Annotated in this window: 12 protein-coding genes; 10 read left to right on the forward strand and 2 right to left on the reverse strand. The window is 69.9% G+C overall.

The genetic code is table 11. The features are described from left to right. The first annotated feature begins 237 nt into the window (after nucleotides 1-237). The 3 genes from PW843_02040 to PW843_02050 all read left to right on the forward strand — a co-directional run bounded on the left by PW843_02040 (nucleotide 238) and on the right by PW843_02050 (nucleotide 5,000). Nucleotides 238-1,686 (forward strand): tetratricopeptide repeat-containing glycosyltransferase family protein, encoded by a 1,449-nt coding sequence (locus PW843_02040; protein ID MDE1145384.1) that lies wholly within the window; start codon nucleotides 238-240, stop codon nucleotides 1,684-1,686. After that, the gene (locus PW843_02045; GenBank protein MDE1145385.1) at nucleotides 1,683-3,788 is read left to right on the forward strand and encodes a tetratricopeptide repeat protein; all 2,106 of its coding nucleotides are present in this window, start codon (nucleotides 1,683-1,685) and stop codon (nucleotides 3,786-3,788) included. Before PW843_02040 ends, PW843_02045 begins: the two co-directional genes overlap by 4 nt. A gap of 216 nt (nucleotides 3,789-4,004) precedes the next feature. Continuing rightward, nucleotides 4,005-5,000: a KpsF/GutQ family sugar-phosphate isomerase gene (locus PW843_02050; GenBank protein ID MDE1145386.1), complete on the forward strand. Its 996-nt coding sequence runs from the start codon at nucleotides 4,005-4,007 to the stop codon at nucleotides 4,998-5,000. A 170-nt stretch (nucleotides 5,001-5,170) separates the two neighbouring features. Here PW843_02050 and PW843_02055 read toward each other — a convergent pair whose 3' ends face one another. Beyond that, on the reverse strand, nucleotides 5,171-5,296 hold the full coding sequence (locus PW843_02055) for a ribbon-helix-helix domain-containing protein (protein ID MDE1145387.1): 126 nt from the start codon (nucleotides 5,294-5,296) through the stop codon (nucleotides 5,171-5,173). Between the two features lie 84 nt (nucleotides 5,297-5,380). After that, nucleotides 5,381-6,208 carry a HEAT repeat domain-containing protein gene (locus tag PW843_02060; GenBank protein ID MDE1145388.1) on the reverse strand — a complete coding sequence of 276 codons (828 nt, stop codon included), beginning with the start codon at nucleotides 6,206-6,208 and terminating at the stop codon, nucleotides 5,381-5,383. A 198-nt stretch (nucleotides 6,209-6,406) separates the two neighbouring features. Here PW843_02060 and pseI point away from each other — a divergent pair, with 198 nt between their 5' ends. From pseI to PW843_02095, 7 genes are all read left to right on the forward strand, one after another. Continuing rightward, a complete protein-coding gene (gene pseI, locus PW843_02065; protein ID MDE1145389.1) occupies nucleotides 6,407-7,462 on the forward strand; it encodes a pseudaminic acid synthase in 1,056 nt (351 codons plus the stop codon). Beyond that, the gene (locus PW843_02070; protein ID MDE1145390.1) at nucleotides 7,459-8,226 is read left to right on the forward strand and encodes a glycosyltransferase family protein; all 768 of its coding nucleotides are present in this window, start codon (nucleotides 7,459-7,461) and stop codon (nucleotides 8,224-8,226) included. Before pseI ends, PW843_02070 begins: the two co-directional genes overlap by 4 nt. A gap of 18 nt (nucleotides 8,227-8,244) precedes the next feature. Beyond that, nucleotides 8,245-8,475 (forward strand): acyl carrier protein, encoded by a 231-nt coding sequence (locus PW843_02075; protein ID MDE1145391.1) that lies wholly within the window; start codon nucleotides 8,245-8,247, stop codon nucleotides 8,473-8,475. A 20-nt stretch (nucleotides 8,476-8,495) separates the two neighbouring features. Then, nucleotides 8,496-9,308 carry an alpha/beta fold hydrolase gene (locus PW843_02080; protein ID MDE1145392.1) on the forward strand — a complete coding sequence of 271 codons (813 nt, stop codon included), beginning with the start codon at nucleotides 8,496-8,498 and terminating at the stop codon, nucleotides 9,306-9,308. Beyond that, entirely contained in the window at nucleotides 9,305-9,571 is a 267-nt protein-coding gene (locus tag PW843_02085) for an acyl carrier protein (protein ID MDE1145393.1), read from the forward strand. Before PW843_02080 ends, PW843_02085 begins: the two co-directional genes overlap by 4 nt. A 189-nt stretch (nucleotides 9,572-9,760) precedes the next feature. After that, nucleotides 9,761-11,278, forward strand: coding sequence for an amidohydrolase (locus PW843_02090; GenBank protein ID MDE1145394.1), 1,518 nt, complete (start codon nucleotides 9,761-9,763; stop codon nucleotides 11,276-11,278). Further along, nucleotides 11,275-12,576: an amidohydrolase family protein gene (locus tag PW843_02095; GenBank protein MDE1145395.1), complete on the forward strand. Its 1,302-nt coding sequence runs from the start codon at nucleotides 11,275-11,277 to the stop codon at nucleotides 12,574-12,576. Before PW843_02090 ends, PW843_02095 begins: the two co-directional genes overlap by 4 nt. Nucleotides 12,577-12,647: the final 71 nt, after the last annotated feature.

Here is a 12,647-nt window from a genome sequence, read left to right on the forward strand (position 1 = left end):
GCGGACCAGATAGCCGTCGGGCGCGGCCAGTTCGTCGCTGAAACCCACGAAGTGCCACATGCGGGCGAACAGCGCCCGCGTTTCGCGGTCCGCCATCGCGGCACCATAGGCCTCCGGCCCCAGGGCCGCCCGCAATATCGCCACAGCTTGTCCGTCATAACCCCCGCTGCCCCCAAACCTGAACGCCCGGTCTTGTTCCCGGAACGCGGAAACCCCATTCTGCCCGGCATGGCCACCGTGACCGAAGCCCTTTCTGCCGCCTATGACCATCACACCGCCGGCCGTCCGGATGCGGCGGTGGTGATCTATGACCGCGTCCTGGCGGTGGAGCCCGAGAACCACGCCGCCCTGCACCTGCTGGGCCTGGCCCTGGTCCAGCTGGGCGACTTGGATGGCGCCACCCAGGCCATGGCGCGGGCGGTGGCCCTTTGCCCCGGCAACGCCAGCTACCACAGCAACCTGGGTGCGGCGCTGAAGGCGCAAGGCCGCCTGGACAGGGCAGAAGAAACCTATCGCCAGGCGCTTGCCATTGATCCGGATCATGCCGACGCGCAGGCCAACCTGGGCGGCGTGCTGCACGCCCGGGGCCGCATGGCCGCCGCCGTCGCCAGTCTGGAGCGGGCGTTGGCGCTGGCGCCGGACCATGCCGTCGCCCTGATCAATCTGGGCGTGGCCCTGACCGACCGGGGCCAGTTGCCCCGCGCCATCGACCTGCTGCGCCGTGCCGTGGCCGTGACGGAAGGTGGGGAGGAACGTGGGGGCGAGGCGCGCTGGAACCTGGCGGTGGCGCTGCTGATGGCCGGCGACTACGCCGCCGGCTGGCCGCAGTTCGAGGCCCGGCGCCATCGTGCCGGCCTGGCCCTGTCCCGGCCGCCGGGCACGGAATGGGACGGTAATGATCCCGCTGGCCTTACCTTGCTGGTCCATACCGAACAGGGCCGGGGCGACAGCCTGCAATTCGCCCGTTTCATCGCCCCCCTGGCGGCGCGTGGCGCCCGCGTGGTGTTGGCCTGCCAGCCGGAACTGGTGCGCCTGATGGCGACGGCGCCCGGCGTGGCGGCGGCGGTTTCCACGGCGGATCCCCTGCCGCCCTATGACGCCTACTGCCCGCTGCTCAGCCTGCCGGCGCGGCTGGGCCTGGCGACGGCGGCCGATCTGGCCCCCACCGGGCCCTATATCTCGGCGGATCCGGCGGCGGTGGCGGCATTCCGCAAGCGGCTGGACGCGGTGGCGGGCAGCCGGCGCCAGGTGGGCCTGTGCTGGGCCGGATCCGCCGCCAACCCGGTGGACGCGCGCCGCAGCCTCAACTCCGCCCTGCTGGCGCCCCTGGTGGCGCGCTTCGGCGACGCGGCCTGTTTCGTCAGCCTGCAAAAGGGCGGGACGGCCGTTCCGCCCGGCCTTGTCGACTGGACGGCGGACCTGGGCGACTACGCCGACACCGCCGCCCTGGTGGCCGCGCTGGACCTGGTCATCACCGTCGATACCTCCATCGCCCATCTGGCCGGCGCCCTGGGGCGGCCGGTGTGGCTGCTGAACCGGTCCGATGGTTGCTGGCGCTGGCTGAAGGGCCGGGCCGACAGCCCCTGGTATCCCGGCCTGGTGCAGTTCCGGCAGGAGGACATGGGCGATTGGCGGCCGGCGCTGTCGCGCGTGGCCACGCGGCTGGGCGGCTGGCTGGCATCATGACCGACGCCGGCTTGAATGACCTGCTGGTCCAGGCCCTGGCCCGTCACCAGGCCGGCGCGCTGGATGAGGCGGCGGCGCTGTACGACCAGGTGCTGGCGGCGGCCCCCCATCAGCCCGACGCCCTGAACCTGTCGGGCGTTCTACGGGCGCAGCGGGGCGATCCGGCGGGGGGTGAGGGGCTGGTGGCCCGCGCCGCCGCCCTGCGCCCGCGTGATCCGGACATCCTGGCCAATCTGGGCCGGCTGCGCGCCGCCTTGGGCCGCGTGGCGGCGGCGGACGCCGCGTTCCGCGCCGCGCTGGCGCTGGACCCCACCCATGCCGGCACCGCCTTCAGCCTGGGCACCCTGCTGCTGAACGCCGGCCGCCCGGCGGATGCCGTGGCGGTGCTGGAACAGGCGGCGGCGCTGGACCCGGCGCATGCCGATGCCCGCGCCAACCTGGGCGTGGCCCTGCACCGGCTGGGCCGGCTGGACACGGCGGCGGCCAGCTTCCGCGCCGTCCAGGCGCTGGATCCGGCGCATGTCGGGGCGGCGTTCAACCTGGCCTCCGTGCTTGAGGACCAGGGACACCTGGATGCGGCGGAGGCGGCCTATCGCGCGCTGGTGGACCGGCGGCCCGATGTCGCCGACGCCTGGCTGAACCTGGGGACCCTGCTGGCCCGCCGGCGCCGCGATGCCGAGGCGGCGGCCTGCCTGCGCGCCGCCGTGGACCGGGGCACCAGCCGGCGGGCCGGCGCCCTGGCCCATCTGGTGCACCAGCATGCCCGCCTGTGCCAGTGGGACCAGGCGGCGGCGTTGACGCCCGACTTGCTGGCCCTGATCGGCGCCGGCGACGACAGCGCCCCCCCTTTCGCCATCCTGTGCCTGGACGTGCCGGAGGAATGGCACCAGCGGGCCGCCCGCCTGCACGCCGCCACCGTGGCGCACGCCGCCGGCCCCATCCTGCCGCCGGCCACCCTGGGGGCGCCGGGGGCGCCCTTGCGCATCGGCTATCTGTCCGCCGATTGGCACCAGCACGCCACCGCCTACCTGATGGCCGGCGTGCTTGAAGGGCACGACCGGCACAAGGTTACGGTTACCGCCTTCTCGCTGGGGCCCGCCGACGGCAGCCCCATGCGGGCCCGGCTGGTGGCCGGCGCCGACCGCTTCATCGACTTGGCGACGCATGACGACCGGGCGGCGGCCCAGGCCGTCCGTGCCGCCGGCATCGATATCCTGGTGGACCTCAAGGGGTATACCGAGGGCGCGCGGCCCGGCATCGCGGCGCTGCGGCCGGCGGCGGTGCAGGTGCAGTATCTGGGATATCCCGGCACGATGGGGACGGGGCGGGGCGGTATCGATTACGTCCTGGCCGACGCCGTGGTGCTGCCGCCCGACCGGGAAGACTATTGGGACGAGGCGGTGGTGCGCCTGGCCGGCTGTTACCAGGCCAACGATGCCCATCGACCCATCGGCCCCGCGACCGGCCGCGCGGACTGGGGCTTGCCGGTGGACGGTTTCGTCTTCGCCTGCTTCAACGCCGCCTACAAGCTGACGCCGGATGTCGTCGCCTGCTGGGCGCGGCTGCTGGCGGTGGTGCCCGGATCGGTGCTGTGGCTGCTGGATCCGGGCGCCGCCCTGCCGGCATTGCAGGCGATGCTGGCGGAAAACGGTGTCGACCCCACCCGCTTGGTGGTGGCGCCGGCCCTGCCCAAGGGGCGCATGGCCGACCATCTGGCCCGCCACGCCTGCGCCGACCTGTTCCTGGACACCCACCCGGTCAACGCCCACACCACGGCGGCCGACGCGCTGTACGCCGGCCTGCCGGTGCTGACGCGTACGGGTGGCCCTTTCATCGCCCGCGTGGCCGCCAGCCTGCTGACGGCATTGGGCCTGGCCGACCTGGTGACGGCCGACCTGCCAGCCTATGAGGCCCTGGCCCTGGCCCTGGCGCGGGATCCGGCCAGGATGGCGGGGGTGCGTGGCCGCCTTGCCGCCGCCCGCACCCTGCCCGGCGGGCCCTTCGACACGGCCGCCTTCTGCCGCCGGCTTGAGGCGGCGTACGTCCGCATGGCCGACCGGGCGCGTACGCATCTGCCGCCGGCGTCGTTCGACGTGGCGTGATACCAGCGGCATGAGTCAAAACCTCGCGCTGCTGGTATTGGCGTTCGGGCCGCTGATTTGGGATTCCGCCGCGCGTATAAAAGGCCGGCGTCCCGCACAAATCTGCCGCTGTGATCTGTCGCGTGGCGGCGCCCGTTCCTTTGCGCTAAACCACCGCCTAAATTTCCGGCACCGCCGTACCCCCGGCGACTTCTACACAGGATATGGACCGTCCCCATGACCATCGACCGCGCCGCCGTCCTCGCCGCCGCATCCGACCTGCTGCGCATTGAGGCCAACGCCGTCCTGCACCAGGTGGAGGCGCTGGACGGTGACTTCCTGGCGGTGGTGGAACACATCTGCGGCGAACACGGCAACACGCTGGTGGCCGGCATCGGCAAGTCCGGCCTGGTGGCGCGGCAGTTCGCCAGCAAGCTGGCCAGCATCGGCGCCCGCGCCTTCTATTACAGCGCCATCGACAGCCTGCATGGTGAGCTGGGTTTGCTGCGTGAGGGCGATTTGCTGATCGTCCTGTCCAACAGTGGCCAGACGCAGGAACTGGTGGACGTGGCCAAGGCCGCACAGCCGCGCGGCGTGAAAGTGGCGGCCATGGTGGGCCGCGTGCCCTCCACCCTGTCGCGCATGGCCGACTGGACCTTGAAGGTGCACGTGGAGTCTGAGGCCACCGATACCAAGCTGCCGACCGCCAGCACCACCGCCATGCTGGCCTTCGCCGACGCGCTGACCGTGGCGGTGGGCGTGGAAAAGGGCTTCACCGCCAAGGATTTCGGCCGCAACCATCCGGGCGGCACCCTGGGCGTGGTGCTGGGCGCCTATGTCGATGATTTGATGGCCCGGGCGCCGGACCATGTCGCCCTGGTGGGCCCCGACCGCCCCATCCTGGAAACCCTGCTGGAAATGACCCGCTATCCCGCCGGCGCCGCGCTGGTGGTGGATGCCTACGACCGGCTGCTGGGGGTGATCACCGATGGCGACATCCGCCGCGGCCTGGCCCGCACCGGCAAGGACCTGCTGGATCGCGACACCCGCGCCCTGATGACGCCCAAGCCCCGCACCTGCCGCACCGGCACCACCGCCATGGCGGCGCTGGCGCAGATGGAAAGCCCGTCGCAGGTCTACGTCCTGCCGGTGGTGGACGCCGACAACAAGGTGCTGGGCCTGCTGCGCATGCACGACCTGGCCGGCCTGGACGTGGCCCGCACGGCGGGGTGAGGGGACGGTCCGATACGCTGTGCGGATTAGCGTTGGGCCGCCAGCTGGCGGCGGGCTTCCGCCTTCAGGTCGGTCACGGTGGGGAAGACACTGGGGCCTCTATCCAGACCCTCCTGGACCAGTTGCCGCAGTTCATTGACGGTGAAACCCGCCAGGTCGCGCCGTTCCTTTCATTCGCTGACGGCGTCACGGATGGCTTCGCTGACGGAAACGTATTCACCGGCATCGACTGAACGACGGACGAAATCCGCCATTTCAGGGCTCAGGAAAACGGTGATTTTCCGGGCGGCGGCCATGGGGATGATCCTTTGTAGTCAGACGCAGGGTAACGGCGGGCATTATGCGAGCCCAGATCAACTTCGCGCGGGCGGCGTAACGGTTCAGCCCGACGAGGCTGTTTCCAAACGTGCTTGCAGCAGGACAACCAGGGCGTTGCCCGCCACGCCCGCCCCCGCTTCCAAGCCCAGGTAGATGAGGGCGGCTGCGCCGAACAGGTGGGCCATCAGGCGCTCATGGGTCAGCGCCGTGATCAGGGGACGCAGAACCCGCGCGTCCCGCCGCCGGGCCAGCCCGTGCATCGCCTCCGCCCGGGTGAACACGTCTTCATCGCCCATCCGGCGCAGCAGGGCATCCCGGATGGCGGGGCCGTCCAGGGTGGGGTGTCGCCCGATGCCGGCGGTGGCCTGGTTTCGGGCTTGGTCGTAGGTGTCGCCCATAAGGTCCAGCAGGGCCTCCACCGCGACGGGCGATGTGCTCCCGCTGAGCGCGAAGGCAATGGCGTAGCGGACGTGGGCATCCTCGTGGCGGCGGCGGGTGGCCAGGTCGGGATCGCATCGGTGATTGCCCAGATGGCCCAGGGCGAAGATGGCATCGGCGACGACGGCCGGGTCTCCGTCGTCCAGCAAGCCCAACAGGGCATCGCACGCCGGTTCGGGAAAGGCCCGTTCGTCGCGGCTCTGGCCAGGGGCGTGCATCCGCCCCAGTACGGTGGCGGCCAATTGGCGGCGGGCCGGTTCCGGCGACCGGCAAAGCATGGCCATGCGGGTGAGGGTATCCGCTGTGCCCATGCCTTGCAGGGCGGTCAGGGCCGGCGTCCGGTCCTCATCCCAGCGCATCTCCCCTACCGCCGCCTCGATCAAACTGTCTAGGGAAGGGCTGTCGGGCGTGGGGGCGCCGCGCTTGTCGGCTTGTGGTGGCGTTGATGGCATGGGCTGGCCTCCCGCGATCCCACAGGGGGATCATGGCATCATTCCATCCCGTCGCGGGACCGCGATCAAGCAAGCAGACGGACAAGTCTGCGGCTGGATGCGTTGAAGCGCCATTCCAGCCGGCCCCCTCAAGGTGCTATCAAGGGAAAAGCCTTACAAGACTGTAAGCATTGCCGCCTGCCGCCAAGGGTTCACCCGATGACTGATCCCGCCCCCCTGAGTTTCCATGCCGGACAGGTGCCCTACCTGATCGCCGAGATGTCCGGCAACCATAAGGGGGAGGTCGGGCGGGCGATCCGGCTGATCGATGCCGCGAAAGAGGCCGGGGCCGACGCGGTCAAGCTGCAGACCTACACCGCTGACACCATCACCCTGAAATCCGACCGGCCGGAATTCCAGATCCACGGTGGCCCCTGGGACGGCCGCAGCCTGCATGAACTGTATGAAGAGGCCCACACCCCCTGGGCCTGGCATCCCCAGCTGTTCGCGCACGCGGCCAAGGTGGGCATCGACATCTTCAGCTCGCCCTTCGATCCCACGGCGGTGGATTTGCTGCACCGGCTGGGCGCGCCGGCGTTCAAGATCGCCTCATACGAGATCGTGGATCTGCCGCTGATCCGCTACGCCGCCGCCACGGGCAAGCCCATGATCATCTCCACCGGCATGGCCACATTGGGTGAGATCGACGACGCGGTGGCGGCCGCCCGCGCGGCGGCGCCGGCGGGGGCGCCGGATCCCGTTCTGCTCCACTGCACCAGCGGCTACCCCACCCCGCATGAGGAATGCGACCTGCGCACCATCCCGCACCTGGCGCAGGCCTTCGGCGTGCCCACCGGCCTGTCCGACCACACCCATGGCATCGCCGTGCCGGTGGCGGCGGTGGCGCTGGGGGCGGTGGTGATCGAAAAGCACCTGACCCTGTCGCGGGCGGAAGGCGGGGTCGATGCCTCCTTCTCGCTGGAACCGGCGGAATTCAAGGTCATGGTGGATGCCTGCCGCGTCGCCCATGCCGCGCTGGGCCAGGTGGGCTATGCCGTGAAACCGTCGGAGGCCGGCGGCCGGGCCTTCCGCCGCTCCCTCTACATCACGGCACCGGTGAAGGCGGGGGAGGCGTTCACCGCCGCCAACGTCCGCTCCGTCCGTCCCGGGCTGGGCTTGGCGCCCAAGCATCTGGACCAGGTGCTGGGCGCCCACGCCACGCGCGACCTGGCGTTCGGGGAGCCCCTGGACTGGGGCATGGTCCAGCTGTCATGACCGAAAGGGCCAGGAAGCCGCGCGTCGTCTGCATCACCCAGGCCCGCATGGGGTCCACCCGGCTGCCGGGCAAGGTCCTGCTGACCGTCGCCGGCCGGCCGCTGCTGGCGCATCAGGTGGCGCGCCTGCGCCGTGCGGCGTTGGTGGATGAGGTGGTGGTCGCCACCAGCGACGGCCCGGCGGACGATGCCATCGCCAGCCTGTGCCGCCGCCTGGGGGTGGCCTGCTTCCGGGGCAGCGAGCATGACGTGCTGGACCGTTTCTACCGCGCGGCCGTGGCCTACAACGCCGACGTGGCGGTGCGGGTGACGGGCGACTGCCCCCTGATCGACCCCGGGCTGATCGACCAGCTGCTGACCCTGTTCCTGGCGTCGGATCCGCCGCTGGACCATGCCGCCGTCGATATCGTGCATTATCCGCGCGGCCTGGACGCCGAGGCGATTTCCATGCCGGCCTTGCAAACCGCATGGCGGGAGGCGACGGCCGCGTTTGAGCGCGAACACGTAACCCCTTACATCTACCGTCGTCCCAGCCGCTTTCGCCTGGGCGCCCTGCCGCCGCCGGCCGGCCCGGCGCCGGTGGAGATGGGACCGCAGCGCTGGTGCGTGGACACGGTGGAAGATTTCCAACTGGTCCGGCGCTTGCTTGAGGCGTTATTGCCGGTCACGCCGGATTTCACCTGGACGGACTGCCTGGCCCTGCTGCGCCAGCATCCCGACTGGGCGCTGCTGAACCGCGACGTGGCCCAGAAGACTTTACCCTGAGAGATTGAGAGGATACCCATGAACCGCACCGAATTCCTGGCCGCCCTGGACGAAATGCTGGAACTGGACCCCGGCACCCTGAAGGGTCCCGAGGCGCTGGACAGCATCGACAGCTGGGACAGCCTGGCGGTCATCAGCTACATCGCCCTGGTGGATGAGAAGTTCAACATCGTGGTGGCGGGCGAGGATCTGGCCAAGGCCGAGACGGTGGACGACCTGCTGGCGCTGGTGTCCGAGCACGTGGCCTGACCGACTTTCGTTTGTGATCCATGCCTGAAACGTCCAACCGCATCCTGCCGGGCCGCCGCCTGATACGGTTTCCCGGCGGCCCCGGCGCCGTGCTGGACCGCGGCTCGCCCGGGGGCATGCCGCCCCTGGTGTTGCTGCACGGCTTCGGCGGTGACGCCCTGTCCTGGCAGTACAACATCCAGGCCCTGGTGAAAGGCGGCCGGCGGGTGCTGGCGGTGGATTTGCCGGGGCACGGCGCCTCCACACTGGACATCCCGTCCGGCCTGGGGGGCGGCGCCGACTGGGTTGATCGGTTGCTGGAGGCGCTGGACCTGCCGGTCGTGGACGTCATCGGCCATTCCATGGGCGGCAGGATCAGCCTGCTGCTGGCTGAACGCCATCCGCAACGGGTGCGGCGCATGAGCCTGATCGCCAGCGCCGGCCTGGGCAACCGGGTGGATGCGGGTTTCCTGCGCGCGCTGTGCGACATGGAAACGATGGACCAGGCGCGGGCGCTGATCGACCGGCTGTTCGCCGGGGCCCCGCCCAACCGCGACACCCTGGCGCGCGCCTTCCTGGCCCGCCTGGCCAATGCGGCGGCGCGGGCACCGCTGATCCGGCTGCTGGACCGGCTGGTGGCCGACATCGACGCGGCACCACCGCGGTTCGACTGGACCCAAGCCCTGCCGCCCCTGCAATTGATCTGGGGGCTGGCCGACGATATCGTGCCGCCGCCGGATCCCGGCTCCATACCGGAACGAATACCCCTGCATCGCCTGGCCGGGGTGGGCCACATGCCCCAGGCCCAGGCGGCCACCCAGGTCAATGCCCTGCTGACGGAGTTCCACACATGACCACCATCGGATTGAATGCCGGCGCCATGCTGGCCGTGATTCACAACCAGGTCCTGACGATCCTGGGGGACAAGGGGGCGGCTTGGGCCGGCCATTTTGGGCCGGAAACGAAATTCCTGGGTGGCGACCTGCCATTCGACAGCCTGGATCTGGCCACCCTGCTGGTGGCGATGGAACAGAAGACCGGCAAGGATCCCTTCCGCGCCGGCTTCCGCCAGTTCACCACCGCTGGCGAACTGGCTGGTTTCTATCTGGAAGGTTGAAGTCTTGGATATCGCATCCCGTTTGTAACGGATCTGTATCCGCGCATGGCCACGCGCCCCATCCTCTGTTAGCGTTCCCCACAAGGTTAAGGCGGGCCGCATTTTTTGATGCGCGCAGGCCTAAGCCATTGGGGTAACAGGGGCGGTGCCTTTCCCGGGCACCCGGCATAACGGGAAGACGATACTTCCATGAAACGACACCATCGCGCGGTCTTGGCGGTGGCGGCACTGGCGCTGCTCGGCGCCTGCGCCACCAACGCGCACTCCGACACGGCTGAGAAGTCCGACAGGGCCAAGCCGGTCTATGCCGGGCTGGAACCGGCCGACGACACCAACCCCTTCCCCAGCACCTACCATCCGCTGCCGTCGGTGACGACGGCGCTGGTGGGCGCCACGGTCTTCACCGGCACGGGTGCCCGCATCGACGGCGGCACCGTGGTGCTGGTCGACGGCAAGGTCGCGGCGGTGGGCAAGGATATTCCCCTGCCGTCCGGCGCCCGGGTGATCGACGCGCGCGGCAAGTACATCACACCAGGCATCATCGATTCGCACAGCCATCTGGGTGTCTATGCCACCCCGGCCGTCTGGGCCAATTCCGACGGCAATGAGATGACCGACCCCAACACCGCGCAGGTGTGGGCCGAGCACTCCGTCTGGCCGCAGGACCCCGGTTTCATCCGGGCGCTGGAGGGCGGCATCACCACGCTGGAGATCCTGCCGGGCTCCGCCAACCTGTTCGGCGGCCGATCGGTCATCCTGAAGAACGTTCCCGGCCGCACGGTGCAGGACAAGAAGTTCCCCGGCGCGCCCTATGGGCTGAAGATGGCGTGCGGCGAGAATCCCAAGCGCGTCTACGGCAGCAAGGGGCGCACCCCCGCCACGCGCATGGGTAATGTCTTCGGCTACCGCAAGGCGTGGATCGAGGCGCAGGAATATCGCCGTAAATGGGACGATTATCGCCGTAAATTAGCCGATTATAAGAACGGAAAGGGCGACAAGGCGCCCGACGCGCCCAAGCGCGACCTGCAGCTGGACACCCTGGCCGGCGTGCTGGACGGCAGCATCCTGGTGCAGAACCATTGCTACCGCGCCGATGAGATGGCGCAGATGATCGACATCTCGCACGAGTTCGGCTTCCACGTCGCCATGTTCCACCATGGGTCGGAGGCCTACAAGATCGCCGACCTCCTGAAGAAGGAGGACATCTGTGTCGCGACCTGGGGCGAATGGTGGGGCTTCAAGATGGAAGCCTATGACGGCATTGAGGAAAACGCAGCATTGCTGCAAAAGGCCGGCGTCTGCACCGTCATCCATTCCGATGATGAGACCCTGACCCAGCACCTGGTGCAGGAGGCCACCATCGCGCTGGCCGCCGGCCGTCGTATGGGTATCCAGATCGATGAGGCCGAGGCCATCAAGTGGGTCACGGCCAATCCGGCCAAGGCCATCGGCGTGCTGGACAAGACCGGCACGCTGGAGCCCGGCAAGATGGGCGACGTCGTGCTGTGGAGCGCTGATCCCTTCAGCGTCTACGCCACCGCCGACCAGGTGTTCATCGACGGCGCGCTGATCTATGACCGCCACGATCCGGCCGTTCAGCCCAAGTCGGATTTCGAGCTGGGCCAGACCGGCCCCGCCCATCCGGGCCCCGTCGGCCCCGGCCCCGGGCGTCCCGTCTTGACCTCCAGCACGGAGCAGCCGCAATGAGCCGCCTCACCCTTCTGGCCGCAGCATCCACCCTCGTGCTGCTGGCGGCGGGCGCCCATGCCGAGACGGTGGCCATCACCAACGCCCGCATCGAGACCATGGGGCCGGCGGGCGAGATCGCGTCCGGCACCATCCTCATCCGCGACGGTCGCATCCAGGCGGCGGGCGCCAGCGTCGCCATCCCGGCCGACGCCCGCCGGGTGGACGCCAAGGGCCACATCGTCACCCCCGGCCTGGTGGCCAGCGACACCAGCCTGGCCGCCGGCGAGGTGGAGGGCGAGGCGTCCAGCGATGATTTCGCTGGCGCCACCAGCGACCTCTCGGCCTCTTTCGACGTGTCCTTGGGCATCAACCCCGCCTCCATGCTGATCCCGGTGGCCCGCGTCGGCGGCGTCACCCGCGCCCTGGTCACGCCGGAGCTGTCCGGCCATGGCGACAAGAAGGGCGAGAAACTGTTCGCCGGCCAGGCGGCGGTTGTCGACATGTCGGGCGGCACCGACAGCATCACCCGGCGCCAGGTGGCGATGGTGGTGGACATGGGGTCGGACGCCATGTCCCACCTGGGCGGCAGCCACGCCAGCGTCCTGCAACTGCTGCAATCCAACCTGGAGGAGGCGGCCAGCTACGCCGCCAACAAGAACGGTTTCGAACGCGGCGCCCATCGCCCCTATCGCCAGAGCAAGGAAGATCTTGAGGCGCTGTACCCGGTGGTCCAGGGCCGGATGCCCCTGCTGGTGGGCGTGCACCGCGTGGCCGATATCCGCCGCGTCCTGGAATTGGGAAAGCGCCTGAAGCTGAAACTCATCCTCGACGGGGTGGAGGAAGGCTGGATGATGGCGGGTGAGATCGCGGCGTCCGGCGTGCCGGTGGTGGTCGATCCCCTGGCCAACCTGCCGCAAAGCTTTGAGACGCTGAACGCCCGCCTGGAAAACGCCGCCATCCTGCAGGCCGCCGGTGCCACCGTGGTGATCAAGGGCCCCTACGTCGGCCACTATGCCCGCCAGGTGCGCTACAACGCCGGCAACGCGGTGGCCCACGGCATGCCGTGGGGGGCGGCGCTGGCCGCCATCACCGCCACCCCGGCCAAGGTGTTCGGCGTCGGCGACCGCACCGGCACCATTGAGGCCGGCCGCGACGCCGACCTGGTGGTGTGGTCCGGCGACCCGCTGGAAATCCTGTCCGTCGCCGAGCACGTCTTCGTGCGCGGTGTGGAGGCACCGGTGACCAGCCGCGCCCAGGACCTGGCCCGGCGCTACAGCACGTTGGACCCCAACCAGCCGCCGGCCTACCGCGACTGATCCGTTTGCCGTAAAGAGGGGGCGGGGCGTTCCAACCGGGGCGCCCCGCCCTTTTTTCGGCCGGATCCCGC

This window comes from Azospirillaceae bacterium, from assembly GCA_028283825.1.
Taxonomy (GTDB): Bacteria; Pseudomonadota; Alphaproteobacteria; order Azospirillales; family Azospirillaceae; genus Nitrospirillum.

Coding starts and splice junctions, on each gene's coding strand:
- PW843_02045 (MDE1145385.1), top strand. CDS start 1,683: ATGACCGACGCCGGCTTGAATGACCTGCTGGTCCAGGCCCTGGCCCGT.
- PW843_02050 (MDE1145386.1), top strand. CDS start 4,005: ATGACCATCGACCGCGCCGCCGTCCTCGCCGCCGCATCCGACCTGCTG.
- PW843_02055 (MDE1145387.1), bottom strand. CDS start 5,296: ATGGCCGCCGCCCGGAAAATCACCGTTTTCCTGAGCCCTGAAATGGCG.
- PW843_02060 (MDE1145388.1), bottom strand. CDS start 6,208: ATGCCATCAACGCCACCACAAGCCGACAAGCGCGGCGCCCCCACGCCC.
- pseI (MDE1145389.1), top strand. CDS start 6,407: ATGACTGATCCCGCCCCCCTGAGTTTCCATGCCGGACAGGTGCCCTAC.
- PW843_02070 (MDE1145390.1), top strand. CDS start 7,459: ATGACCGAAAGGGCCAGGAAGCCGCGCGTCGTCTGCATCACCCAGGCC.
- PW843_02075 (MDE1145391.1), top strand. CDS start 8,245: ATGAACCGCACCGAATTCCTGGCCGCCCTGGACGAAATGCTGGAACTG.
- PW843_02080 (MDE1145392.1), top strand. CDS start 8,496: ATGCCTGAAACGTCCAACCGCATCCTGCCGGGCCGCCGCCTGATACGG.
- PW843_02085 (MDE1145393.1), top strand. CDS start 9,305: ATGACCACCATCGGATTGAATGCCGGCGCCATGCTGGCCGTGATTCAC.
- PW843_02090 (MDE1145394.1), top strand. CDS start 9,761: ATGAAACGACACCATCGCGCGGTCTTGGCGGTGGCGGCACTGGCGCTG.
- PW843_02095 (MDE1145395.1), top strand. CDS start 11,275: ATGAGCCGCCTCACCCTTCTGGCCGCAGCATCCACCCTCGTGCTGCTG.